The following is a 23789-nucleotide window of genomic DNA, read 5'->3' as shown; positions in this document are numbered from 1 at the left end:
GGCTCGAGTACGTCAGGCGGTGAGACCGAGCGCGTCCATGCGACGCGTGTGAGCCGCGATGAGTTCGGTGAAGACGGGCTCGACCCGTGCCTCATCGGACTTCTTGTTCGCGCTGAGTGTGAGGGCCGACCGTGCTGCGAGCATCGTGTCGCCCACGAGTCGGCGACCCCACACGGCCATGCGTGCGGCAAGGCGCGGATTGTCCGCGAGTTCCTGGTTGAGCTGGTCGCGGAGGACAGCTTCCCCCTCGCGGTCCGCGTAGATCGCCTCAATGCGATCGCGTTCGGTGGCCGGAAGCCCCGACGCGAGGCGAGCGTAGAAGTCGTCGAGGAAGCCCGCAGTGAGATACGCGGCAACCAACGTCTCGTACCAGTCCGCCCCGCGAGTGCGGCGATCGAATTCGTCGATGGCCGCTGTGTACGGCTCCATCGCCCCGGCGACGGAACCGCCCGACCGGGTGATCTCCTCGGCGAGCGCACGGTGCTTGGCGATCGATACTTCCGCTGCCCTACTGATTGCGGCCTTGCCTGCCGTGGTGGGCGCGTTGGCCACCCCGCGTGACAGGTTCTCGAAGATCATGAGCTGTGCGTACGCGGCTCGACCCAAGAACTCGGCGAGCGGCGGAGTGAACTCGTGGAGGTCGAGCTTGGTGGTCGCCAGATCCTCCGACCGGGGACGGATCCTCGGTGCATCCGTGCGCCGGGACCTGCGTCTGAACCAGTTAGCCACGTCGTCAAGCTTAGGCCTCGTGGTCCTGGTCGTTCGCTCTGCGGCCCGCCTGCGGGGTCGATAGCCGGGTATCAAGCTAAACTTGGCTCATGCCCCCCGTTTCTGGAGGGGGCCATACGCCTTTCGACGACATTGGGCGTATCTCGCTACTTCGACAGGTGAACACACTTTGACATTTGCAGATCTCGGCATTGAGCAGGACATGGTCGACGCTCTCGCCACCAAGGGCATCATCGAGCCCTTCCCCATCCAGGTCCAGACGATCCCCATGGGACTCGGCGGCCAGGACATCATCGGACAGGCCAAGACGGGCACTGGTAAGACGCTCGGCTTCGGTCTTCCGCTGCTCCAGGCGCTCGGCACCGACCCGGAGCCCGGCGTCAAGGCGCTCGTGGTCGTACCCACGCGCGAACTGTGCGTGCAGGTTGCCGAGGACCTCGTGCTCGCGGCATCCAACCGCAACACCAAGGTCGCGGCGATCTACGGCGGCAAGGCCTACGAGGGTCAGGTCGAGGAGCTCAAGGCCGGCGCGCAGGTTGTCGTCGGCACGCCGGGACGTCTACTCGATCTCGCCAACCAGCGTCTCCTGAGCTTCAAGGATGTCAAGGTCATGGTGCTCGACGAGGCAGACAAGATGCTCGACCTCGGGTTCCTCTCCGACATCGAGAAGCTCTTCGCGCAGACTCCCCCGAGCCGCCACACGATGCTGTTCTCGGCAACGATGCCCGGCCCGATCGTCGCCCTCGCGCGACGCTTCATGAACCGGCCGATCCACATCCGCGCAACCGACCCCAACGAGGGGCTCACGCAGGCGAACATCAAGCACGTCGTGTACCGCGCGCACAACCTGGACAAGGACGAGGTCATCGCCCGCATCCTGCAGTCCGAGGGTCGCGGCAAGACCGTCGTGTTCACGCGCACCAAGCGCGCGGCCGCCCGCCTCGTCGAAGAGCTGAACGACCGCGGATTCAACGCCGCTGCCGTGCACGGAGACCTCGGCCAGGAGCAGCGCGAGCGCGCCATGGCCGCCTTCAAGGCCGGCAAGAAGGACATCCTCATCGCCACGGATGTCGCGGCCCGAGGCATCGACGTCAACGACGTCACCCACGTCATCAACCACACGGTGCCCGACGACCACGACACCTACCTCCACCGCGCTGGACGTACCGGCCGCGCCGGTAAGACCGGCATCGCGGTCACTTTCGTCGACTGGGACGACCTGCACAAGTGGTCGCTCATCAACCGCGCACTCGAGATGGGCATCCCGGAGCCCATCGAGACCTACTCGTCGAGCCCGCACCTCTACACGGATCTCGACATCCCCGAGGGCACGAAGGGTCGCCTGCCGGGCGCCCATGCTCCCGCAGTGCGCGACCCGCAGTCGCGCCCTCCGCGTGAACGCCAGGGCGGCCAGCGCAGCGGATCGGGTGGCCAGCGCAGTGGGTCGGGCGACCGTCCACAGCGCACCCGCACCGACGGGCCTCGCCAGGACAGCGCTGAGGGTGGTGGAACGCACGACGGTGAGGCACCCCGTCGTCGCCGCAACCGCACGCGCACACGACGCCCGAGCACTCCCCCGGTCTCCTAGACACGGTCGGGCAACTTCCTCACCTCCTCTAGCAATTGCACCCCGAACGGGGCACAGTGGTAGGAGGTTCAGGGGAGGTGCCCTATGAGAACGATCGGTGTGGCGAGCGGGCTCGCGATGTTCCTGCTCCTCACGGCATGTGCGGCGGAGCCATCGGGGTCGGATCCGGAATCGGAGGCGCCCGATCCCGGGGCGGTGGATCCGGCACCGCCGCCCACCGCCGAAGACTGCCTCGTCGGTGACCCGTGGAGCCTCAATCTTGTGGACTACGCGGACCAGGCACAGAGCTACCTGATGGGACTCGGAGTGCCCGTCGAGGGGCTCGAGATGAACGGCTCACAGACTGTGCAGTTCAGTTCTGAAGGCCAGATGTCGGTCCTCACCGACATCACGTCGACGGGAACGATCGTCACACCGGAGGGTCCGATACCGTTCTCGGTGTACTCCGGCGAGGGCGGTAGCGGCGATTGGGACTTCATCGGTGACACGCTCATGATCACGAGTTGGTCAATTCAGTCTCCAGAGCAACCGACAGCAGAGGACCCGCTCGGTCTCGAGATACCCGTGCCCGATTACTCGACGATCCCGGAGATCGGGGTGACCTGCCAACCAGGCCTCCTGACCCTCGTGGCCCCGGAGTCCCCCTTCGTGCCCCTTTTCAGCAGGTGACGCCAGTGTGTCGTCCCGACACGCGCGCTTCTGAAGGACTTTCGCTGCCATAATGTCTGCGATGTGACGGACGAAGAGGGCCCGTCTCGTGCGGCATCCCTTCGCCGTCATCCTCACCGTCCTACCGTCCAGCCCGGCCGGCCGGCGCACAATTCGATCGATAGGAAGACCATCCAGATGTCTGACGCAACTGTTCCGCTCTCCCAACCGCTGTACGGTGCCAGCTTCGGCCAGGCCGTGAGTCGTTTCTTCAAGAAGTACGCCACCGTCAGTGGCCGCGCGAGCCGCAGCGAGTACTGGTGGGTCGTGCTTTTCGGCATTCTCGTGAACGCTGTCCTGGCCATCCTCTTTGCCGTCGTGCTCATCGCCACGGGAGAGCAGACGAGCACGGGTGTTCGGGGCACCGGACCGGAGATTGCGGTCATCGTAATCTGGGTCATCGTCTTCCTCGCCCTGATCATCCCCCACATCACCGTGACGGTGCGCCGCCTGCACGACGGGAACTTCTCGGGCTGGCTCTACCTGCTGACCCTGATCCCCTCGGTCGGCGGACTCATCGTCTTCATCCTTGCGCTGCTCCCCTCGAACCCCGAGGGTGCCAAGTACGACAACGCAGCCGGAATCTAGCGGTCGCTGCCCCTCGGCCCGCTGCTCGGTGTCTCGCCGAGCGCGGGTCGGGTCCCCGATGCCCGATCAATGAGCTTCTCGAGCACCTCGGGCGCTGTGGTGTTCTCACCGAGTCGGTTGGGTTTGCCGTCGCCGTGGTAGTCGCTCGCCCCCGTGATCTCGAGGCCGTAGCGCGCGGCAACCCGGCGCAACTCGCGCTTGCCCTCCTCGGTGTTGTCCCGGTGGTCGAGTTCGAGTCCGAACAGGCCCTCATCGGCGAGTTCGCGGATGACGTCGTCGGTCATCGGCCGGTAGCGACCGTGAGTGGCCGGATGCGCAAGCACCGGCACGCCGCCGGCCGCGACGATCATCCGCACGCCCTCGAGCGGTGAGGGCGCGTAGTACTTCTCGTAGTAGCCGCTGCGCCAGTGCAGGATCGACTCGAATGCGGCACTGCGGTCGGTGACGTACCCCTTGCGCACGAGGGCGTCGGCGATGTGCGGGCGACCCAGGGTCGAATCATCCGTCGCTTCGGCGAGCACGTCGTCCCACGTGAGCGGGTAGTCGACGGCGATGCGCTCGACGATACGCTCCGCGCGATGCAGGCGTCCCTCGCGAATGCGGGCCGTCTCAGTGATGATGGCGCCATTGAGCGGGTCGAAGAGGTAGGCGAGCATGTGAACGCTCGCTGGGCCGTAGTTGGTGCTCAACTCCATGCCCGGGATGATCGTGAGCCCGGTGCCGCGAGCGGCGCCGATGGCCTCGGCCCAGCCGGCTGTGGAGTCGTGGTCGGTGATCGCGAGTGTGCCGATGCCTGCCTCGAGAGCGGATGCGACGAGCTCAGCGGGAGACTCGGTGCCATCGGACACGGCACTGTGGGCGTGCAGGTCGATGGGGGTTCCGGGCATCCTGCCACTCTATAAGCACGGTCGCGCGCCATCCGGCCCGGGACCAGGCCCCGTTCAGGGATCGTCGTCTAGGCTCATGCGGTCAGTCCAGACCCCTGAGGTGCTCTCCCCATGTCCCGTTTCATCGCTGCCCTCCTGATCGTGGTCAGCGGCGTCGCCGCGCTCGTGTTCGCGTGGCCGCAGTTGTTCGGTCTCGCGTGGACGCCCGTCGTTGCCCAGGTTGTGGCCATGCGCGGACTCGGCGCCGCCGTCGCGCTGGTACTTGCGCTCGTGCTCACGGTGATCGCGCTGCTCGCACTCGGGATCCGCCGGTTCGTGGCATCCCTGGCAGTCATCGCCCTCGCGTTCGCGGCGCTCAACGTGATCGTGCTCGCCACGCGCGGGTTCGGGAACGTGTCATTCCAGACTGAGGGTGACGGCGACATCACGGTGCTCTCGTGGAACACGCTCGGGGACGAACCGGGGGCATCGACGATCGCAGAATTCGCGCTCGAGAACGACGTCGACGTTCTCACTCTCCCCGAGACCACCAACGAACTCGGACTCGAGATCGCGGCGCTCATGAAGGACGCCGGCAGGCCCATGTGGGTGTACACGCTGGCATACGACCAGGTCTCGAAGGCCCGCTCAACCACGCTGCTGATCAGCGCCGAGCTCGGCGAGTACAGCGTCGATACCGAGAGCCGCACGACCGCGGTGCTGCCCAGTGTCATCGCCAAGCCCGTTGACGGCAGCGGACCGACGTTCGTCGCGGTTCACACCGTCGCACCATTGCCGCCCATGGAGCCCTTCTGGCAGAAGGACCTCCGCTGGGCCGCCGACCTGTGTGCGGAAGGCGACGACATCATCATGGCGGGCGACTTCAACGCGACGCTCGACCATTTCGCGGGGATGCCGCGGTCCGACGGAGGAGACCTCGGTGCGTGCGCAGACGCGGCGCTCGCCACCGACAACGCGGCCGTCGGCACGTGGCCGACACGATTGCCCGCGCTGCTCGGGTCCCCGATCGACCATGTGCTCGCGTCATCCCAGTGGACCGTCACGGGGATGCGCGTGGTGGAGTCCCTCGACGACGCTGGCAGCGACCACCGGCCCATCCTCGTGCAGCTGTCCCCGTCGGAGTAGCGGCCGGTCCGTTCGACCGGCAGGGGCACAATGGATGTATGGCCGAGTCTGCTGCTGATGCGCCGCGCGCGACATCCAACCGTTCCACCACGCCCCGCTCCGACACGTTCGCGCACTACATCTCGTCGCAGTGGGCGGACCGTGTCGAGGAACTCCCCGCCGCGCGCGCCCAGGCCACGTACGCAGCGGACCGGCGAGCACGCATCTCGGCCCTCCACCCTGGCGCTCGCCTGATCATCCCGGCGGGGGCTGCCAAGCAGCGCTCGAACGACACCGACTACCCCTATCGCGCCCACTCCGCCTTCGCCCACCTCACCGGCTGGGGTTCCGACGCGGTCGCCGGCGCCGTGCTCGTGATGGAACCGACGGCCGACGGCCACGACGCCACGCTCTACTTCCGCGAGGCCGCGGGCCGGGACACCGACGAGTTCTACGCGAATCCGGAGATCGGCGAGTTCTGGACGGGGCCGCGCCCCTCCCTCGCCCACGTCGCGGCCGATCTCGGACTCGCCACGCGCGGGATCGCCGACCTCGGTGCCGTGCTCGACACGGTGGATGCCACAACCCTCGTCGTACGGGAGGCGGACCGTGACCTCACCGACCAGATCGACGGGCGTCGGCTCCTCGCCTCCTCGGGCGCGGACGAGAGCATCGAGATCGACGCCGATGAGGCACTCGCTCGCGACCTCAGCGAACTGCGTCTCACGAAGGACGACTTCGAGATCGCCGAGATGCGGGCGGCCGTTGCCGCTACCAAACAGGGCTTCGACGACGTGATCGCCGACCTGCCCCAGATCATCGCCCACCCCCGCGGTGAGCGCCTCGTCGAGGGCACCTTCAACCGGCGCGCGCGAGCCGACGGTAACACCGTCGGGTACGACACCATCGCGGCATCCGGACCGCACGCGTGCATCCTGCACTGGACGCGCAACGACGGACCGGTCGTCCCCGGCGACCTCATCCTCCTCGACGCTGGCATCGAACTCGACAGCTACTACACCGCCGATATCACCCGCACCCTTCCCATCTCGGGACGGTTCACAGGGGTGCAGCGACAGGTGTACGAGGCGGTGCTGGATGCCGCGGACGCTGCCTTCGCGATCGTGCGGCCGGGCATCCGCTTCCGTGACATCCACGCCGAGGCCATGCGGGTCATCGCCGAGCGCACGGCCGAGTGGGGGCTGCTGCCCGTCACGGCGGAGGAGTCACTCGAGCCGGACCACCAGTACCACCGCCGCTACATGGTGCACGGGACATCCCACCACCTCGGCATCGACGTGCACGACTGTGCGCAGGCCAGGCGCGAGCTCTACATCGACGGCGTTCTCGAGGAGGGCATGGTGTTCACGATCGAGCCCGGGCTCTATTTCCAGCCGGACGACCTGAGTGTGCCAGCCGCGTACCGCGGTATCGGCGTACGTATTGAGGACAACATCCTGGTCACCGCCGATGGCGCCGAGAACCTCTCGGTGGGCATTCCCCGCACCGCGGACGACGTCGAGGCCTGGCTCGCGCGCTGAAGTTTGGTCAGTTTCGCTACACTTCGACTCATGAGGATCATTGGAGCGGTTGTTCCGGTCGCCGTCGTGCTTCTGCTCAGTGGCTGCGTGACCTCACCCACGAGCACACCATCCCCCACCGCCACGGCCATCGCCGAGAGCCCGTCCGCCGCCCCGTCACCGACGGCAATCGCGCCGGCATTCGAAGCCGTCGATCCCAGCCTGTTCTTCGTGAATGACCTCGACGGGTCGGCGTACTGGGGCGCGTGGACCACGGAGGATGTGCAGTTCTCCTCGCCCGACCGAAACATCGGATGCGGCATCCTCGGCGCCGATGCCCCCTATCCACTCCTGTGGGGCTGTGCGATCGGCACCAAGGAGTGGGCGTTCCCCACCGACGATCCCGGCGACTACTGCTACAACGCTGTTGTTCCGTGCGGCGGTGGGATCGAGGCAACCGGCACTGAGCTGCCGCATCCTCGATATCGCGGTGACCCCGGCTTCCCGGGTGCCCTGGTCACAGGCATGCCCGAGGTGCCCATCCGGGTGCTCGAGTACGGGCAGTCGGTGACCTTCAACGACGTGACGTGCTACTCCGAGGAGACAGGCATCACGTGCGAGCACGCCGGCAGCGACCACGGCTTCGTCATCTCGGAAAGCCGCAACGACATCCACTAGCCCGTTGGGTTTTCACTCTTCTCCGGAGGTTTTGCCCCCACATCACGCTGGTTACCGGTTGCAGCGCTGTTGCGGGCGAACCCTCCGGAAAAGAGTAAAAAAGCACGTGGTGGAGCGGGGCGGGGCGACGGATGCCGCGGCTAGTCCTGCGCGGGGTGGTGCTGCAGCACGTCCTGGGCCTTGGCCGTGAGCTCCGGCGCGATGATGATCTGGTAGTTCGACGCGATCACCTGGTGCGTGGACGTGAAGTCGCGACGCCTGCGACCGACCGCGTAGCTCACGATGCCAAAGATCATGCCGAAGCCAGCACCGATGAACAGCGCGGCACCGATGACGCTGAAGGACTGCGGGGAGGCCGGCGAGAAGATGGTGAGCACGAGCCCGAAGAAGAGGCCCAGCCACGCGCCGGAGGCAGCACCCGCGAGCGCCGCGCGACCGTAGGTGAGCTTGCCCGTCACGCGCTCCACGGTCTTCAGATCGTTGCCGACGATGCTCAATTGCTTGACGTCGAACTCGGCCTTCGACAGACGATCGACGACCGACTGCGCCTCGGCGTACGTGTCGTAGGTACCCAGCACGTCGCCCTTGGGAAGGGTGGGTTGCAGGGCGCCTCTGCGGCCCAGGCCGTTCGGTGTGCTCACGGGGCCATTCTCCCACGCGGGGGTAGGGTTTACGCGTGAGTATGACGAGAGCATTCGCCGCCCGACTGGTGGGCTGCTCCGTCTTCGACCCCAACGGCGACCGGGTCGGCAAGGTGCGTGACATCCTCGTCGTGTACCGCGCCAAGGCCTCCCCTCGAGTCGTCGGGATGATCGTGGAGGTGCCCGGCAAGCGCCGCGTCTTTCTGTCGATCGGCCGCGTCACGAGTATCGGTTCCGGCCAGATCATCACGACCGGCCTCATCAACCTTCGCCGCTTCGAACAGCGCGGAGGCGAGGTGCGTGTCATCGCCGAGCTGCTCGGCCGTCGCGTCAAGCTCGCCGACGGATCGGGGCCCGCCCACATCGAGGATGTCGCGATCGAGGAGGTCGCCCTCGGCGACTGGGAGATCGGCCAGCTCTTCCTCCGCCGCCCCCGCGCGGGAGGCTCGCCCTTCAGCAAGGGCGCCACCGTCTTCGCCTCCTGGTCGGAGATCACCGAGGACACCGTCTCGGGCGAGGCCCAGTCCGCGACCCAGCTCGTCGCGAGCTACGCCGACCTGCTGCCAGCGGACCTCGCCAATGTCATGCTCGACCTTCCGGAGACCCGCATGATCGAGGTCGCCGAGGAGCTCTCCGACGACCGTCTCGCCGACGTGCTCGAGGAGATGCCCGAAGCGGAGCAGGTCGACATCCTCGGTCACCTCGATGACGAACGAGCCGCTGACGTGCTCGACCAGATGCAGCCGGATGACGCGGCCGACCTCATCGCGCAGCTCTCGAGTGAGCGCGGGGAGGCCCTCCTCGACCTCATGGAGCCCGAGGAGGCAGAGGATGTGCGCTTCCTCCTCACCTACGCCCCGGACACCGCGGGCGGCCTCATGACCAACGAGCCGATCATCGTGTCATCGGATGCCACGGTCGCCGAGGGTCTCGCTCTGATCCGCCGCCACGAGCTCGCGCCGGCCCTCGGAGCCGCCGTGTGTGTGACGCTCCCGCCGTACGAGGCGCCTACCGGTCGTTTCCTCGGCATCGTGCACTTCCAGCGCATGCTTCGCTACCCGCCGGGTGAGCGTCTCGGCACACTCATCGACACGAGCCTCGAGCCCGTGCGAGCGGATACGAGCGCGGCTGAGGTGTCCCGCATCCTCGCGAGCTACAACCTGGTGTCGGTGCCCGTCATCGACGAGAACCACCGCCTCGTCGGGGTGGTGACCATTGACGATGTCCTCGACTACCTGCTGCCGGACGACTGGCGAAGTACGAGCGACGAGACCCCGCGTCTCGACGACACTTCGACCGCAGCAATTCCTGTGAAGGGAAGGAGGACTCCCAGTGGCACGCGCTAACCGCAACAGCGACAACAACCGTCTCGATTCGCCCAAGGGCCTGCGTTCCCCCCTCCCGCGCTTCCAGAATCGCGACCGCACTGGCCGCTTCTCCGAGGCATTCGCCCGTGCCATGGGAACGCCGTGGTTCCTCATCGGCCTCACGGCCTTCGTCGCCGTGTGGCTGGTCTACAACTCGATCGCTCCCGAGGAGGTGCAGTTCGACCCGCGCCTCACAAACTTCACTCTCCTCACGCTCATCCTGTCGCTGCAGGCCTCGTATGCCGCGCCGCTCATCCTGCTCGCGCAGAACCGGCAGGATGACCGGGACCGCGTACAGATCGAGCAGGACCGGCAGCGCGCCGAGCGCAACCTCAACGACACCGAGTACCTCGCCCGTGAGGTTGTTGCGCTCCGCCTCGCCGTGCGCGATCTCGCGAGCAAGGACTTCATCCGCGCCGAGCTGAGGGCACTCCTCGAGGAGCTCGACCGTGAGAAGGACAAGGACCCCGCAGAGTGACTGACGCGCGGATCGAGTCCGAGCTCCGCACCGCCCTCTCCCGCGTCATCGATCCGGAGATCCGCAAGCCGATCACCGAGCTCGACATGATCGGCGCGATCAGTGTGGAGTCGGGTGCGGCGACGATCGACCTGCGGCTGACGATCGTGGGATGCCCCGCCGCCGACACCATCGAGCGCGACGTTCGCGCGGCCGCTGCCACCGTTGCCGACGTGACCGCGCTCGACCTGCGGGTCGGCGTCATGTCGAGGGAGCAGCGTGACGCTCTCACGGCTCGACTGAAGGGCACGCGCACCTCGCAGTTCGGAACCGACTCGCTCACACGCATCCTGTGCGTCACGAGCGGCAAGGGCGGAGTGGGCAAGTCGTCTCTCACCGCCAATCTTGCCGTGGCTCTCGCCCGACGGGGGCTCTCCGTCGGGCTCATGGACGCCGATGTCCACGGCTTCTCGATCCCCGGCCTCCTCGGCATACCGGGCGAGAAGCCGACGCGCGTGGGGGAACTGATCCTGCCGCCCGTGGCCCACGACGTGAAGGTCATCTCGATCGGCATGTTCACCGAGCCCGGCACGGCCGTGTCCTGGCGCGGGCCGATGCTCCACCGCACGATCCAGCAGTTCCTCACCGACGTGTTCTTCGGCGATCTCGACGTGCTGCTCATCGACCTGCCCCCGGGCACGGGCGACGTCGCCATCTCGCTCGGGCAGTTGCTGCCCCAGGCCGAGGTGCTCGTCGTCACGACTCCGCAGGCCGCAGCCGCTGACGTCGCGGAGCGCAGCGCGCTCGTCGCACGTCAGACCGGGCAGACGGTCGTGGGCGTTGTCGAGAACATGGCCGGGCTCGTGCAGCCGGATGGCACGGTGCTCCACCTGTTCGGAGAAGGCGGCGGCGAGGCCGTCGCCGGTCGCCTCGGGGTTCCCCTGCTCGCGAGCGTGCCCCTGAGCATGGCCCTGCGCGAGGGCGGCGACAACGGGATGCCCGTGGTGCTCGCCGACCCTGAGGATCCTGCCGCGGTCGCGCTGGACGCGCTCGCTGCGACCCTCGGCACCCGCGAGCGCGGGCTCGCGGGGCGGCGGCTGGGGTTGAGCGTTACCTGAGTTGCGCGGTGGTGGGGTTTCGATGACGGCCGCTTCACGGCCCTACTCAACCCACGAGGTCCTGTTGGTTGAGTAGCGCGCTGGAGCTTGGAGCGAAGGCCATTTCTGGCCTTCGCCGCGACGCCAGCGCCGATGCCCGTCTCGGGCATCGGGCGAAGCCCGGCGTCATCGAAACCCGGTGGGTTGAGTAGCCGCGGCGAAGCCCGGCGTCATCGAAACCTCGCCCCGTCCTACCGGGTGTACTTGGTCGGAACGGGACGGTATCCGTCGCGCGCGACGGAACGAGTGGTACCTGCGATGGCGGCCAATCCGAGGCCGGCGAGAAGAACGATGCTGAAAGTCATACTCATAGTGAACGCTCGTTTACTGTTAAGAACAAGCTCATACTCCTTAAGTATGGCTGTAGCCTACCTACATGGACATCCGCCGCCTGGAGCTCCTCCGCGAGCTAGCCGACCGCGGCTCCGTCACCGCTGTCGCACAGGCCACACACCGCACGGCCTCGGCGGTCTCGCAGCAGCTGAAGATCCTCGAGCGCGAGGCCGGAGTGCCCCTCACAGAACGCTCCGGGCGTGGCATCCAACTCACACCGGCGGGCCGCGAGCTGGCTCGCACCGCGACGGATGTCGCTACCGCCATCGAGCGGGCGGAGGCGCTGTGGGAGGACTTCAGGTCTCAACCGAGAGGCGAGGTGACACTCGCCACCTTCCCCTCTGGCGGACAGATGCTTCTGCCCGGGCTGCTCACCTCGGTTGCCGCGATGCCGGGACTCGCGCTCGCCTGCAGCGACCTGGACCAGCTCATCGGCGAACCCATGGACCTCACCGCCGATTTCGACGTCGTCGTGATCGATTCCCCCGAGGTTCGACCGGAATGGGCGCATCGTCGCCTGTCGGTCACCGAGCTGATGTGGGAGCCCCTCGACGTCGCACTCCCCGAGGACCACCGTCTCGGTGCACGTCGGTTCCTCAGGCCGTCCGACCTCATCGACGAGACCTGGATCGGCGTTCCGAAGGGTCTACCGTTCGACCGCATCCTGCGCGACATCGAGGCGACCAACGGTTCCCCGGCCCGCATCGCTCAGCGCATCGGCGACAACGGCATCGTGGAGGCGCTCGTCGCCGCGGGTCACGGCATCGCGATCCTCCCCCGCTACACGACGCGCGATCGCGAGAACGGACTCATCACCCGCCCGCTTGAGGGCGTTCGCTCCCTGCGCCTGATCTCCGCACTCACACGTCCCGATCGGGCCGAGCGCCCGTCGGTCAAAGCCGTCGTCGGCGCCCTGCGTGCCGAGGCCATCCGTTTCGAGCACGATCACACGCGAGTGGCCTAGCGAGGCTCGACAAGGCGCGCGAGAAGCTCGGTCAGCAGACGCTCGACGAGCGGTGCGGGAAGCGCGGAGACGAGCGCCAGCAGCGGTGCGAGTGACTCCGGGAGTTCGTCGCTGCCCCCGAGTCCCACCTGCTGCAGGAACGCCCACGCCGTCTCGGAATCGAGAGGGCCAGCCTCGGCGAGGCCCGCGAGCAGTTCGGGGGGAAAGCTCGCGAGAACCTGCTCCGGGGAGACGGGAGGGATGCCACGCACCTCCGCCGCGGCCGCGACGAGCGCCTCGGAGAGCGGCTCGAGCACGCTCTCCGTCACGGGCGTGATCGTGAGGTGCGTTGTCGTCGGCAGCACACTCCCATCGGACTGCACGAGGGAGGGCTGCAACTGCAGCTGCCAGCCGTGGGCTCTGACCCGATCGGCCCAGTGGTGGGGGTCGATTCGCTCGCGGGCGGGAGCCGTGGCATCCCCGGTCACCGCGAAGAGTGGGCCGACGGGGTCACCCACCACGGTGAGACCCGGGATCGAGTTCACGAGATCGACGAGATGCCGCGTGGACCGCTGGCACGAGGCGGCGAGTTCGGCGAAACCGTCCATGCCGAGAGCCTGAACGATCGCCCACGACGCCGCGAGCGGGCCAGCCGACTTCGATCCGAGCATCGTCGGGTTGATGACGGGATAGCCCGGCCACCGCGTGGTCGAGAAGTACTGGGCGCGCTGGCGGTCACGACCCCGCTGGAGAAGCACCGAGGCTCCCTTCGGGGCGTAACCGTACTTGTGCACGTCCGCGCTGATCGAGGTCACCCCCTCGACGCGGAAGTCCCAGTCCGGCAGGCCCTCCCAGAAGGGCAGCACCCATCCGCCGATACAGGCATCCACGTGGCAGGGGATTCCGAGCTCGGCGGCCGCGCGCGCGACGGCCGCAACGGGATCGAGCGCGGCGTGGGGGTAGCTCGGGGCCGAGACCACAACCAGCGCGACATCCGGTCCGAATCTCGCGATGAGATCCTCGGCATGGGCTCGGCCGTCGGTGCCGACGTCCACGAGGTCGAGGTCCAGCCCGAAGTAGTGCGCGGCCTTCTGGAACGCTGCGTGAACGGTGACGGGAGCGACGAGGCGCGGCCGCCCCTCCCCCGACCACAGGTCGCGCGCTGTCTTGACGGCGAGCAGGCAGCTCTCGGTGCCTCCGGTGGTGACCGTTCCCACAACACTGTCGTCGCCGTGCAGCATCTCGCGGGCGAATCCGAGCACCTCGCGCTCCATGACCGCGACCGAGGTGAAGGTGGTCGGGTCCAGGCCATTGACGGGCTGCATCACGCGGATGGCACGGGCGGCGAGCTCGTCGAGCTCCGCGAGGCCGGAGTCGTAGACATAGGACAGCACGTGACCGCCGTGGGTCGGGGCATCCGCCGCGCGCAGCCTGTCGAGACGCGCGAGGATCTCGGCGGGGTCCTTCTGGAAGCTCACAGGGCCTTCCCTCTCGTTGAGGACGGTTCGACATCGACCTTGCGCAACGGATAGCGCAGGAAGGTCGCGAGCGAGGCGAAGATGATCACGGCGGGTACGACGCTGAAGCTCAGGATGATTCCCGCGATCGCCGAACCGGGTTGCGTGACCTCCTGCCCGGCAACCGACTCGATGTAGCCGGATGCCGCGAGCACGATGGTCAACACGGTGGCTCCGAGTGCCATGCCCGTCGTCTCCCCCGCGGTCCACACCCCACCGAAGGTGCCCGCGTTGCCGTCCCCGTGGGTTCGCGCGTCGTGGGAGATCACATCGGGCAGCATCGACATCGGCAACGACTGCATCCCCGCGTACGCGGCACCGGCGAGCGCGACGGGCGCGTAGAGCCAGGCCCCGGGGATCCAGAGCTGCAGGGTGATGGAGAGGGCCGCCACGCCGAAGAGCACCGAGGCGATCGTGAAGGCGCGCTCCTTGCCGATGCGCCGGGCGATCACAGCCCACACGGGCGCGAAGACGAGCGCCGGAGCGATGAGCGAGAGGAAGAGGATGGTCACGCCATCGCCGAGCACCCACCGGGCCACGTACTGGGCACCCGCGAGCATGAGCCCCGTCGCGAGGCCCTGCAGGAGGAAGGTCGCAATCAGGGACCGGAACGGCTGGCTGCGCCGGAGCGCCTCGATGCCCGCGCGGTAGTTCTGCGCGATCGAGAGGCGGACGGCACCGGTGGGCGCCCCTCTCGGTGCGACGAAGGAGGAGACGAGCATCCCGAGCCCAATGACGATGCCCGCGACCACCGCCATGACGAGGTAGCCGACGTGCTCGTCGGAGAATGCGTCCCGGATCTCCGGCCCTCCCGCGCCGAAGAGCAGGATCGCGACGGTGAGTACGACAACACGCACGGCGAGGAGCCTCGTACGTTCGTCATACCCCTCGGTCAGCTCGGCGGGCAGCGCGATGTACGGCACCTGGAACAGGCTGAAGGCAGTGGCGGTGGCGAGGAAGGCCAGGAAGACCCACACGCCAGACACGATGGGCGGAAGACCCGCAGGAACCGCGAACGTCGCGATGAAGAACACCGGGAGCAGGAGAGCCCCGAGCATCATGAAGGGGCGCCGCGACCCCCGCACCGCGAGGCTGCGGTCGCTCCTCGCGCCGATCACCGGATCGATGATCACGTCCCACACCTTGGCGGCCGTGACGAGCACGCCGGCCGCGAGGGCGGCGATGCCGAGAGTGTCCGTCAGGTAGTAGACGAGCACGAGGCCGGGCAGGGTGGCGAAGCCTCCCGTGCCGAGCGATCCGATCGCGTAGGTGGCGATGGTCCTGCGGCTCAGCGGCGGCACCGGTGCTGTCATCTTCCCGAGTATAGGTACGCTCACGCCCACGGATGTATCGGATTCACCCGCCCATTCGCAGGGATGCGAGCGTACTGTGGGACACATGACCCACACTTCGCCCACGGGAGTCCTCGGAGTCGACGACCTGCTGTCGGACATCAGCGCGTCGGGCGGCGAGACGGCGACCGTCATCGCCCCCTTCACCGGCCAGCCGCTCATCGACCTCCCCCAGTCGACGGCCCAGGACGTGGCGGATGCCGCGGCAGCAGCGCGCGTTGCCCAAGTCGTGTGGTTCGCCGCTGGCCCAGCACACCGGCGCAGAGTTCTGCTCCGCGGTCACGACCTCCTCCTCGAGCGCCGCACGCAACTGCTCGACTTCAACCAGCTGGAGACGGGCAAGTCCCGGTCCCAGGCCTTCGAGGAGGTCGTGCAGGCGGCCAACTCGGCCCGCTATGCCGCGCTCGTCGCGCCCAGGGTTCTCCGGAGCCGACGTCGCGGCGGAGTCCTGCCCGTCGTCACGCGTTCCCGGGTGGACTTCGTGCCGAAGGGGATCGTCGGCGTTGTCACCCCGTGGAACTTCCCGGTCTCCCTCGCCGCCATGGACGTTCTGCCGGCGCTGGCCGCCGGCAACGGCGTCGTACAGAAGGCGGACAACCAGGCGAGCCTGAGCGTGCTCGCGCTCCGCAGGGCGTTCATCGACGCTGGAGTGCCCGCCGCCCTCTGGGCCGTGGTCGCGGGTCCGGGTGACGTGGTCGGCAACGCCATCGTGGATGCGTCGGACTACGTGTGCTTCACGGGATCGACGGCCACGGGCATCCGCGTCGCCGAGCGAGCCGCGTCCGGCCTGCACGGAGTCTCCCTCGAGCTCGGCGGCAAGAACCCGATGATCGTGCTGGACGACGCGGATGTCGCGAAAGCCGCTGCGGGTGCCGCCTACGGGTCCTTCTCGGCGCTCGGGCAGCTGTGCGTGTCGATGGAGCGCATCTACGTGGAACGCGGGATCGCGGACGAGTTCACCACCGAGTTCGTGGCTGCCGTGAAGGGGCTCAGCCAGGGACCGGACCTCGACTTCGACATCGACCTCGGCTCCCTCACCTCGGCCGCGCAGCTCGAGCGCGTCGAAGCCCACGTCGCCGACGCCGTGGCGAAGGGTGCGACGGTGCTCGCCGGAGGCAGGGCGCGCCCCGATCTCGGGCCGTTCTTCTACGAGCCCACCGTGCTGACGGGGGTCACGAGCGAGATGGCCTGCTTCGCCGATGAGACCTTCGGGCCGCTCGTCTCGATCCACGTCGTGGACAACGAGAAGTCGGCCATCGACCAGGCCAACGCCTCGGAGTACGGCCTGAACGCCTCGGTATTCAGCCGCTCGCTCAGTCGAGCGCGCCGGGTGGCACGAAAGCTGCAGGCTGGCACCGTGAACCTCAACGAGCCGTATCGTGCAGCGTTTGGAAGCGTCGACTCGCCGATGGGCGGGATGAAGAAGTCTGGCCTCGGCAGGCGGAATGGTCGCGAGGGGATTGTCCGCTTCACGGACACCCGGACGATCGGCGAGGCCACCGTTCTCTTCCAGATGCCGCGCACAGGCAGCGAGTTCCGCAAGCTCGTGCCGGTCGTGCTCGCGCTTCTGCGCATCCTTCGGGTGTTCCGCCTGCGCTAGGCGAACCGCTAGGTCGCCTCCGCGTCGAACGGAGCCTGCTCGGCCTCCCGGAGCTTGCGCTTGCGCTGGTTGTAGGCCGACTCGATCGGCGCCTTCACTGTGGGTGTCGGCGGCGCATCGTCCTCGAGAAGGGCGTCGCGGATGATACGGCGGGGGTCGTACTGGCGCGGGTCGAGCTTCTTCCAGTCGATGTCATCGAAGTCGGGACCCATCTCGTCCCGCATGCGCTCCTTGGCTCCGTTGGCCATGTTCCGGAGGTTTCGTACGAGCCTCGCGAGCTGCGACGCGTAGTACGGGAGTCGCTCCGGGCCCAGCAGGAAGACAGCGATGATCGCGATGATCAGCAACTTGTCGAAGGTCAGGCCGAAGGACACTCGTTCAGGATAGCCGCCGACCCTGCATCCTCCCTCTACAGTGGGGGGCGAGGAGACCTATCACCGTGTCAGACAAGCAGTTGAGCTGGAAGTTCGCCGAAGAGTTCGTCACCGAACCCGACGCGATCGCCGAAGCTCGAGTCCATTCGCTCGAACTCGGCGTCGACGCCGTCACCCCCGCGATGGGAGCCCAACTCGCCGTGCTTGCCGCAGCGACCGGAGCATCCACGATCATCGAGGTGGGAACGGGTGTGGGTGTCAGTGGCCTGTGGCTGCTCTCGGGTGCCCCGGATGCCGTGCTGACGACGATCGATCTCGAGACCGATCACCAGCAGTCCGCCAAGCGCGCGTTCACCGACGCTGGGATCGCGGCCAAGCAGGTGCGATTGATCGCTGGCCGGGCATCCGACGTCCTCCCGCGTATGAACGAGGCGACGTACGACATCGCCTTCATCGATGCTGACCCCGGATCGGTCATCGAGTACGTGGAGCACGGTCTGCGGATGGTTCGCCAGGGCGGCACCGTGATCGTCGCCCACGCGCTCTGGCGCGGGCGTGTGGCCGACCCTGCTCAGCGCGACGAGATCGTTGCCAACTTCCGATCGCTCCTGAGGGAGACGTCGGCATCGGACGCAGTGCTGAGTGCGCTGTCGCCGGTAGGCGACGGCTTGTTGCTGCTCACGAAGATGAGCGCGTAACCCGACTAGGCGGGCGAGACGACTCCAGCGAGTGCGTCGTGCAGTTCCTTGGCTTCGGCGTCGTTGACCGACACCACAAGGCGACCGCCACCCTCGAGCGGCACGCGCACGATGATGAGGCGACCCTCCTTGACAGCCTCCATCGGTCCGTCCCCGGTCCTCGGCTTCATGGCTGCCATGAGTTGTCCCCTTTCAATGGATACCTCTCCATTATCCCGCACTTTGCTCGCAACACTGAAATCGTGTGAACGGTCACGCGACCAGCAGGGTCACAGTGGGACCAAGATCACGGCGGTGTCCAGTCCCGCCCGTCGACCCACCAGGCGATGTCGATCCATGCGAACTGGCCCAGGATGCACAGGATCACAAGTACCACCCTGTACACCGGTGAGCGGGGCTGAGCGAGGGCTCCCAGTGCCGGAAACAACGGCATGAGAAGTCGGAACGTGCTCGACTGGGGGAAGAATACGGCCAGTAAGTAAAGGCTGTAGCTCACCAGCCAGAAGCGGATGTCGACGCCGAGCCGTCGCGCCGGTGGGCTGAACAGCAGCACACCCCAGAGGGCGATGACCAGGACCAGCGCGACGATGAGCAGTACCGGTGGCAGGCCCCACCAGTTCGCCCACCACTCGGCCGCCCGGAACCAGGGAGTGAAGGGCACCAGCTCGTCGTAGCCGACGTACACGGAGCGCCAGGCGAGTTCGGTGTCGACGTAGGCGGAGAGACGGCCCGTGACGAGGCCAGCAATGAGCAGCCAGGCCAGGCCCAGGGCGGCCGCAGACAGGCCCGAGACAATGGCGGCGATGCGCTCCCGCGCCGGGAACGGCTCCCGGCCGGTGCGATCGAGCCACCACCGGTGGATCACGTGAAGGAGCAGCACCAGCGCGAAGGCGAGCGCGCCGGGGCGGGTGACGGCCATCGCGGCGACCACCGGGATGAGCACCCAATAGCGGCGCAGGACCAGCAGGTAGAGCGCTACGACAAGCAGGAACAGGAACATCGACTCGGCATACGCGACCTGCAGGATCGGAGACAGGGGCGCGAAGCAGAAGAGCACCACCGAGAACAGAGCAGCCTCGCCCGGAAGGAACCGCGCCATGAGCCGGTAGAACACGAGGGCCGCGCCCAGAGCGAAGGTCGTCGAGACGATCACGGCGGCCACACCGAAATCGAGGCCCAGCACGAGCAGCAGGCGAACCAGCGCAGGGTAGCCGGGCATGAACGCCCAGGCGTTCTCCCCCACGTGTCCATCGTCCGTGATCGGCACGGCGCTGGGGTACCCGACGACCGCGATGATGTTGTACCAGTTGCCGTCCCAGATCCGTGCGAAGTCGGTGTAGCCGGGCTGTGCCCCCGTCCAGGGATTCGCTCCCTGCCGAGCAGCGAACGAGAGCATGAGGGTCGTGGTGACGACGCGGGATGCCGCGAAGACCACGAGCACCTTGGCCCACCACGGCGTCAGCCGGTAGCGGACGGTGAGGCGCGTCCTCAGCGAGTGCCCAGCCACGCGCGCAGCCCCTGCTCGCAGGCGATGATCTCCGTGATGTCGACTCGCTCGTCGTCGGCATGGGCACGCAGCGGGTCACCTGGGCCGTAGTTGACCGCGGGCACTCCGAGGGCGGAGAAGCGGGCGACATCCGTCCAGCCGTACTTGGGATGCGCCGTGCCCCCGACCGCCGCCAGGAACTGCTGCGCGAGGGGGTCGTCCAGGCCCGGGCGCGCACCCTCGGCGAGGTCGGTCACGACGAGGTCGTAGCCGGGGAAGGTCTCCCGAAGGTGAGCGATGGCATCCTCGCCCGACCGGCTCGGGGCGAACCGGTAGTTGACGGTGATCACCGCCTCGTCAGGGATGACGTTGCCGGCGACCCCGCCTACGATCGCCACGGCGTTGAGGCCCTCCCGGTAGACGAGACCATCGACCTCGATCTCGGCGGGCACGTAGTTCTTGAGGATCGTGAGCACGTCCGCCGCGTCGTGGATGGCGTTGTGGCCGACCCAGGAACGCGCGGAGTGGGCGCGGATGCCGGTGAGTCGCAGTTCAACGCGCGCCGTGCCGTTGCATCCCCCCTCGACAGTTGCGCTCGTCGGTTCGCCGAGGATCGCGAAGTCGCCAGCGAGGAGGTCCGGGCGCTCCCGGGCGAGACGGCCGAGCCCGTTGAGATCGCTCGCGACCTCCTCGTTGTCGTAGAAGATCCAGGTGAGGTCCACGGGCGGCTCGTCGAGGTCGGCGGCGAGCACGAGGGCGACGGCGACGCCGGCCTTCATGTCAACGGTCCCACGGCCGATCAGCTCATCACCGTCGCGTCGGACGGGGAGGTTCGCGTTGACCGGGACGGTGTCGATGTGACCTGCGATCACTACGCGCGAGGGCCTGCCGAGGGTGGTGCGGGCGACGACCGCGTCGCCCTCGCGGATGACCTCGAGGTGCGTGTAGGCGCGAAGGCTCGCCTCGATGGCATCGGCAATGGCTCGCTCGTTGCCGGACACCGACTCGATGTCGCACAGCTGGACGGTGAGGTCGACCGCGGACTGCGAGAGGTCGAGCACGGGCAGGCTGGGATCGGTGACGGGCACCCTGACAGTTTAAGTAGTCTGAAGGGCATGAGCTCGCGCGATGCATGGGGATACGGTCTGGCCACGGTCTCGAAGGGCGGGATCGTTCTCGACACGTGGTTCCCCTCCCCACGGCTGGGCTCGCTCCCCGCAGGGACGGAGCCCTACATCGCACCCGCAGAGCTCGAGGAGCTCGTCGGCAGCGATGAGCGCCGCAACGTCGAACTCGAGTTCCACACGGTCACGATCGACCTGGATGCCCCGCCAGCCTCGACTCCGGACGCCTACTTGCGCCTTCACCTGCTGAGCCACCTGCTCGTCGCGCCGAACACCATCAACCTCGACGGCATCTTCGCGCACCTGCCGATCGTCGTGTGGACAAACGCGGGCCCCGTGCATCCCGACGACTTCGACCGTCTCCGCCCCTCACTGCAGCGCGCGGGCATCGCTGCCACGGGCATCGACAAGTTCCCGAGGCTCATCGACTACGTGACGCCCCCGCGGGTGCGGATCGCGGATGCCTCGCGCGTTCGTCTCGGCGCGCACCTGGCCCCCGGCACCACCGTGATGCACGAGGGTTTCGTGAACTTCAATGCCGGCACCCTCGGCACCTCGATGGTCGAGGGCCGGATCTCGCAGGGAGTCGTGGTCGGCGACGGTGCGGACATCGGCGGCGGTGCGTCCATCATGGGCACCCTCTCCGGGGGTGGAACGGAGCGCGTCGCGATCGGCGCCAGGGCGCTCCTCGGCGCGAATGCCGGTGTCGGTATCTCGATCGGCGAGGACAGCGTGGTCGAGGCCGGGCTCTACGTCACGGCGGGCACCAAGGTCACGATCATCGACGGGCCGGGCGAGACCCGCACGGCGAAGGCTGCCCACCTGAGCGGTGTGCCGAACCTGCTGTTGCGCCGCAACTCGCTCACAGGTGCCGTGGAGGTCCTGCCGCGGTCGGGTGCCGGTATTACGCTCAACAGCGCGCTGCACGCGTAGGGCGTGTAGCTCAGCGGTCCTCCGGCGGAGTCACCTGCAGCATGAGCAGGTCCTCCTTGACGTTCCTGATGCGGTCGGCCCGCAGCTCGCGATATTCGTCGGTGTCCTGCATCCGCTCGGAGAGCGAGACGGCGTCGGCCGAGGCCGCGAGGTCCTCAAGCGCCTCCGCTCGGGATGCCACGACGAGATCGCGGGCCCACGCGTCATCCCCCGCGAGCTCCCGAAGGCGCTGTGCTAGCCGACGCAGGAGGTGCTCCCGCCGTTCGAGGTGATCGGTGTCGGCCTGGCGGTAGTCGGCGTGATGCGTCGCCTTGCCCTGCTTGCGGGACGCGGCATCCGAGAGCGCCGCGATGCGCAGGGCGTCGCCATCCTTCTCGTCCGCGAGGTTGGAGAGCTCCTCGCGCACCGCGCTGACGTAGCGCTCCTCGTCGTAGTTCAGGCCGTCGCGAACCGACCTCAGCACCATGAGGTTCTTGACCGCGAGACGAACGGCGGCTGCGGCGATGAGAACGCCCTCGTCGATGAGGTCGTCGATGGGAGGCTCTGGCCTCGGCTTCGGGGCAACGTACTTGCCCAGATTCAGTTTCTTGCGGCGTCTGGGAAACCGCATGCCGCCTCCTGGAACGCGCCTAACGGTCCGCGGGCCAGTCACGCGCTGGCGAGCCGGTGAACAGCTGCTGCGGGCGACCGATCTTGGTGCGCGGGTCCTCGTTCATCTCACGCCAGTTGGCGATCCAGCCGGGAAGCCGGCCGATCGCGAACAACACGGTGAACATGCGGGTGGGGAATCCCATCGCCTTGTAGATCACGCCGGTGTAGAAATCGACGTTCGGGTAGAGCTTGCGCTCGATGAAGTAGTCGTCCGCGAGCGCGACGCCCTCCAGCTCCTTGGCGATGTCGAGCAGGTCGTCCTGCACGCCGAGCGCCTCGAGCACCTCGTCCGCACTCTCCTTGACGAGGGTGGCACGGGGGTCGAAGCTCTTGTAGACGCGGTGACCGAAGCCCATGAGACGGATGCCGTCCTCTTTGTTCTTCACCCGCTCCACGAACTTCTGCACGCCCTCACCGGACTCCTTGATCTCGCGGAGCATGGTGAGCACGGCCTCGTTGGCTCCGCCGTGGAGCGGTCCGTAGAGCGCGTTGATACCCGCGGAGATCGAGGCGAAGATGTTGGCCTCGGTCGACCCTACGAGCCGAACCGTCGACGTGGAGGCGTTCTGCTCGTGGTCCTCGTGGAGGATGAGCAGCCGGTCGAGAGCCTTGGACAGCACGGGGTTGACCTCGTAGGGCTCCGCCATCGTGCCGAAGTTCAGCTTGAGGAAGTTGTCGACGAAACTCAGCGAGTTGTCGGGGTAGAGGAACGCCTGCCCGAGGCTCTTCTTGTGCGCGTAGGCGGCGATCACCGGAAGCTTGGCGAGGAGGCGGATCGTGGAGATCTCGACCTGCTCGGGGTCGTGGACGTCGAGGGAGTCCTGGTAGTAGGTCGACAGCGCCGAGACGGCACTCGACAGCACTGACATGGGGTGCGCGTTGTGCGGCAGCGCGTCGAAGAAACGGCGCAGGTCCTCATGGAGGAGCGTGTGGCGGCGGATCCGCTCGTCGAACTCGGCGAGCTCGGACGGAGAGGGGAGCTCACCGTGGATGAGCAACCAGGCAACCTCGAGGTAGGTGGAGTTCTGGGCGACGTCCTCGATCGAGTACCCGCGGTAGCGCAGGATGCCACGATCCCCGTCGATGTAGGTGATGGCGCTGCGCGTCGACGCGGTGTTCACGAAGCCCTGGTCGAGGGTGGTGAAACCGGTCTGCTTGGTGAACGTGGAGATGTCGATCGAGTCGTGGCCCGCCGTGCCACGCACCACCGGGAACTCGGCGGTGCCTCCCGGAAACTGCAGGATGGCCTTCTCGGGTTCGGAGGTCGCGTCAGTCACCGTTACAGCTTAGAGTGCGCCCCAGACCACTGTCACATGCCGCAAAGAGCGACCGAATCGGTTGGTGGGATTCGACA

Annotated in this window: 24 protein-coding genes; 13 read left to right on the top strand and 11 right to left on the bottom strand. The window is 67.4% G+C overall.

The features are described from left to right. Positions 1 to 12 precede the first annotated feature (12 nt). Positions 13 to 729 (bottom strand): ferritin-like fold-containing protein, encoded by a 717-nt coding sequence (locus tag HDC94_RS06770; RefSeq protein ID WP_179496075.1) that lies wholly within the window; start codon positions 727 to 729, stop codon positions 13 to 15. Between the two features lie 169 nt (positions 730 to 898). Between HDC94_RS06770 and HDC94_RS06765 the strand changes: the two genes are divergently transcribed. The 3 genes from HDC94_RS06765 to HDC94_RS06755 all read left to right on the top strand — a co-directional run bounded on the left by HDC94_RS06765 (position 899) and on the right by HDC94_RS06755 (position 3613). Further along, positions 899 to 2317, top strand: coding sequence for a DEAD/DEAH box helicase (locus HDC94_RS06765; protein WP_179496073.1), 1419 nt, complete (start codon positions 899 to 901; stop codon positions 2315 to 2317). An 84-nt stretch (positions 2318 to 2401) separates the two neighbouring features. Next, positions 2402 to 2986, top strand: coding sequence for a hypothetical protein (locus HDC94_RS06760; protein WP_179496071.1), 585 nt, complete (start codon positions 2402 to 2404; stop codon positions 2984 to 2986). A gap of 177 nt (positions 2987 to 3163) precedes the next feature. Beyond that, a complete protein-coding gene (locus HDC94_RS06755; RefSeq protein WP_179496069.1) occupies positions 3164 to 3613 on the top strand; it encodes a DUF805 domain-containing protein in 450 nt (149 codons plus the stop codon). On the opposite strand, the gene HDC94_RS06750 is transcribed toward HDC94_RS06755, so the two are convergent. Then, a complete protein-coding gene (locus HDC94_RS06750) occupies positions 3610 to 4500 on the bottom strand; it encodes a PHP domain-containing protein (RefSeq protein ID WP_179496067.1) in 891 nt (296 codons plus the stop codon). The genes HDC94_RS06755 and HDC94_RS06750 overlap by 4 nt on opposite strands. Before the next feature lie 111 nt (positions 4501 to 4611). Between HDC94_RS06750 and HDC94_RS06745 the strand changes: the two genes are divergently transcribed. From HDC94_RS06745 to HDC94_RS06735, 3 genes are read left to right on the top strand one after another with little or no spacing between them, the layout of a single operon-like run. After that, complete coding sequence (locus tag HDC94_RS06745; protein WP_179496065.1) at positions 4612 to 5625, top strand: endonuclease/exonuclease/phosphatase family protein; 1014 nt, start codon at positions 4612 to 4614, stop codon at positions 5623 to 5625. A gap of 38 nt (positions 5626 to 5663) precedes the next feature. Beyond that, entirely contained in the window at positions 5664 to 7145 is a 1482-nt protein-coding gene (locus tag HDC94_RS06740) for an aminopeptidase P family protein (protein WP_179496063.1), read from the top strand. 30 nt (positions 7146 to 7175) lie between these two features. Then, positions 7176 to 7802: a hypothetical protein gene (locus HDC94_RS06735; protein WP_179496061.1), complete on the top strand. Its 627-nt coding sequence runs from the start codon at positions 7176 to 7178 to the stop codon at positions 7800 to 7802. Between the two features lie 140 nt (positions 7803 to 7942). Here the strand turns inward: HDC94_RS06735 and HDC94_RS06730 are convergent, their stop codons facing one another. Continuing rightward, the gene (locus tag HDC94_RS06730) at positions 7943 to 8443 is read right to left on the bottom strand and encodes a general stress protein (protein ID WP_308495650.1); all 501 of its coding nucleotides are present in this window, start codon (positions 8441 to 8443) and stop codon (positions 7943 to 7945) included. Between the two features lie 35 nt (positions 8444 to 8478). Here HDC94_RS06730 and HDC94_RS06725 point away from each other — a divergent pair, with 35 nt between their 5' ends. The 4 genes from HDC94_RS06725 (at position 8479) to HDC94_RS06710 (ending at position 12721) form a co-directional block, all read left to right on the top strand. Beyond that, the gene (locus HDC94_RS06725) at positions 8479 to 9789 is read left to right on the top strand and encodes a magnesium transporter MgtE N-terminal domain-containing protein (protein ID WP_179496059.1); all 1311 of its coding nucleotides are present in this window, start codon (positions 8479 to 8481) and stop codon (positions 9787 to 9789) included. Next, positions 9776 to 10288: a DUF1003 domain-containing protein gene (locus HDC94_RS06720; RefSeq protein ID WP_179496050.1), complete on the top strand. Its 513-nt coding sequence runs from the start codon at positions 9776 to 9778 to the stop codon at positions 10286 to 10288. Before HDC94_RS06725 ends, HDC94_RS06720 begins: the two co-directional genes overlap by 14 nt. After that, positions 10285 to 11385, top strand: coding sequence for an Mrp/NBP35 family ATP-binding protein (locus HDC94_RS06715; protein ID WP_308495649.1), 1101 nt, complete (start codon positions 10285 to 10287; stop codon positions 11383 to 11385). Before HDC94_RS06720 ends, HDC94_RS06715 begins: the two co-directional genes overlap by 4 nt. Before the next feature lie 415 nt (positions 11386 to 11800). Then, complete coding sequence (locus HDC94_RS06710) at positions 11801 to 12721, top strand: LysR family transcriptional regulator (protein WP_179496048.1); 921 nt, start codon at positions 11801 to 11803, stop codon at positions 12719 to 12721. Here HDC94_RS06710 and HDC94_RS06705 read toward each other — a convergent pair. Then, on the bottom strand, positions 12718 to 14178 hold the full coding sequence (locus tag HDC94_RS06705) for an aminotransferase class V-fold PLP-dependent enzyme (RefSeq protein WP_179496046.1): 1461 nt from the start codon (positions 14176 to 14178) through the stop codon (positions 12718 to 12720). The genes HDC94_RS06710 and HDC94_RS06705 overlap by 4 nt on opposite strands. After that, on the bottom strand, positions 14175 to 15530 hold the full coding sequence (locus tag HDC94_RS06700) for an MFS transporter (RefSeq protein WP_179496044.1): 1356 nt from the start codon (positions 15528 to 15530) through the stop codon (positions 14175 to 14177). Before HDC94_RS06700 ends, HDC94_RS06705 begins: the two co-directional genes overlap by 4 nt. 85 nt (positions 15531 to 15615) lie before the next feature. On the opposite strand from HDC94_RS06700, the gene HDC94_RS06695 reads away from it, so the two are divergent. Next, on the top strand, positions 15616 to 17169 hold the full coding sequence (locus HDC94_RS06695; RefSeq protein ID WP_179496042.1) for a succinic semialdehyde dehydrogenase: 1554 nt from the start codon (positions 15616 to 15618) through the stop codon (positions 17167 to 17169). Between the two features lie 8 nt (positions 17170 to 17177). On the opposite strand, the gene HDC94_RS06690 is transcribed toward HDC94_RS06695, so the two are convergent. Further along, positions 17178 to 17543: a sec-independent translocase gene (locus tag HDC94_RS06690; protein WP_179496040.1), complete on the bottom strand. Its 366-nt coding sequence runs from the start codon at positions 17541 to 17543 to the stop codon at positions 17178 to 17180. A gap of 65 nt (positions 17544 to 17608) precedes the next feature. Here HDC94_RS06690 and HDC94_RS06685 point away from each other — a divergent pair, with 65 nt between their 5' ends. Next, positions 17609 to 18241 (top strand): O-methyltransferase, encoded by a 633-nt coding sequence (locus HDC94_RS06685; RefSeq protein WP_179496038.1) that lies wholly within the window; start codon positions 17609 to 17611, stop codon positions 18239 to 18241. A gap of 5 nt (positions 18242 to 18246) precedes the next feature. Here HDC94_RS06685 and HDC94_RS06680 read toward each other — a convergent pair whose 3' ends face one another. From HDC94_RS06680 to dapE, 3 genes are all read right to left on the bottom strand, one after another. After that, entirely contained in the window at positions 18247 to 18420 is a 174-nt protein-coding gene (locus HDC94_RS06680) for a DUF3117 domain-containing protein (protein ID WP_084361480.1), read from the bottom strand. A gap of 107 nt (positions 18421 to 18527) precedes the next feature. Continuing rightward, a complete protein-coding gene (locus HDC94_RS06675; RefSeq protein ID WP_308495648.1) occupies positions 18528 to 19748 on the bottom strand; it encodes a mannosyltransferase family protein in 1221 nt (406 codons plus the stop codon). Then, positions 19730 to 20815: a succinyl-diaminopimelate desuccinylase gene (gene dapE, locus HDC94_RS06670; RefSeq protein WP_308495647.1), complete on the bottom strand. Its 1086-nt coding sequence runs from the start codon at positions 20813 to 20815 to the stop codon at positions 19730 to 19732. Before dapE ends, HDC94_RS06675 begins: the two co-directional genes overlap by 19 nt. A gap of 27 nt (positions 20816 to 20842) precedes the next feature. On the opposite strand from dapE, the gene dapD reads away from it, so the two are divergent. After that, positions 20843 to 21784, top strand: a complete 942-nt coding sequence (gene dapD / locus HDC94_RS06665; protein ID WP_179496036.1) for a 2,3,4,5-tetrahydropyridine-2,6-dicarboxylate N-succinyltransferase — start codon at positions 20843 to 20845, stop codon at positions 21782 to 21784. A gap of 10 nt (positions 21785 to 21794) precedes the next feature. On the opposite strand, the gene HDC94_RS06660 is transcribed toward dapD, so the two are convergent. Further along, positions 21795 to 22394 (bottom strand): hypothetical protein, encoded by a 600-nt coding sequence (locus HDC94_RS06660; protein ID WP_179496034.1) that lies wholly within the window; start codon positions 22392 to 22394, stop codon positions 21795 to 21797. Between the two features lie 19 nt (positions 22395 to 22413). Beyond that, positions 22414 to 23712 carry a citrate synthase gene (locus HDC94_RS06655; protein ID WP_179496032.1) on the bottom strand — a complete coding sequence of 433 codons (1299 nt, stop codon included), beginning with the start codon at positions 23710 to 23712 and terminating at the stop codon, positions 22414 to 22416. Between the last annotated feature and the right edge of the window lie 77 nt (positions 23713 to 23789).

Source organism: Leifsonia sp. AK011, from assembly GCF_013410945.1.
Taxonomy (GTDB): Bacteria; Actinomycetota; Actinomycetes; order Actinomycetales; family Microbacteriaceae; genus Rhodoglobus.
The sequence above is the reverse complement of the archived record's forward strand: the minus strand, read 5'-3'. Positions and strand labels throughout refer to the sequence as shown.

Bases quoted from the DNA above. Each gene is read 5' to 3' on its own strand.
- HDC94_RS06760 (WP_179496071.1), top strand. From the start codon at position 2,402: ATGAGAACGATCGGTGTGGCGAGCGGGCTCGCGATGTTCCTGCTCCTC.
- HDC94_RS06755 (WP_179496069.1), top strand. From the start codon at position 3,164: ATGTCTGACGCAACTGTTCCGCTCTCCCAACCGCTGTACGGTGCCAGC.
- HDC94_RS06750 (WP_179496067.1), bottom strand. From the start codon at position 4,500: ATGCCCGGAACCCCCATCGACCTGCACGCCCACAGTGCCGTGTCCGAT.
- HDC94_RS06745 (WP_179496065.1), top strand. From the start codon at position 4,612: ATGTCCCGTTTCATCGCTGCCCTCCTGATCGTGGTCAGCGGCGTCGCC.
- HDC94_RS06740 (WP_179496063.1), top strand. From the start codon at position 5,664: ATGGCCGAGTCTGCTGCTGATGCGCCGCGCGCGACATCCAACCGTTCC.
- HDC94_RS06735 (WP_179496061.1), top strand. From the start codon at position 7,176: ATGAGGATCATTGGAGCGGTTGTTCCGGTCGCCGTCGTGCTTCTGCTC.
- HDC94_RS06710 (WP_179496048.1), top strand. From the start codon at position 11,801: ATGGACATCCGCCGCCTGGAGCTCCTCCGCGAGCTAGCCGACCGCGGC.
- HDC94_RS06700 (WP_179496044.1), bottom strand. From the start codon at position 15,530: ATGACAGCACCGGTGCCGCCGCTGAGCCGCAGGACCATCGCCACCTAC.
- HDC94_RS06695 (WP_179496042.1), top strand. From the start codon at position 15,616: ATGACCCACACTTCGCCCACGGGAGTCCTCGGAGTCGACGACCTGCTG.
- HDC94_RS06680 (WP_084361480.1), bottom strand. From the start codon at position 18,420: ATGGCAGCCATGAAGCCGAGGACCGGGGACGGACCGATGGAGGCTGTC.
- dapD (WP_179496036.1), top strand. From the start codon at position 20,843: ATGAGCTCGCGCGATGCATGGGGATACGGTCTGGCCACGGTCTCGAAG.
- HDC94_RS06660 (WP_179496034.1), bottom strand. From the start codon at position 22,394: ATGCGGTTTCCCAGACGCCGCAAGAAACTGAATCTGGGCAAGTACGTT.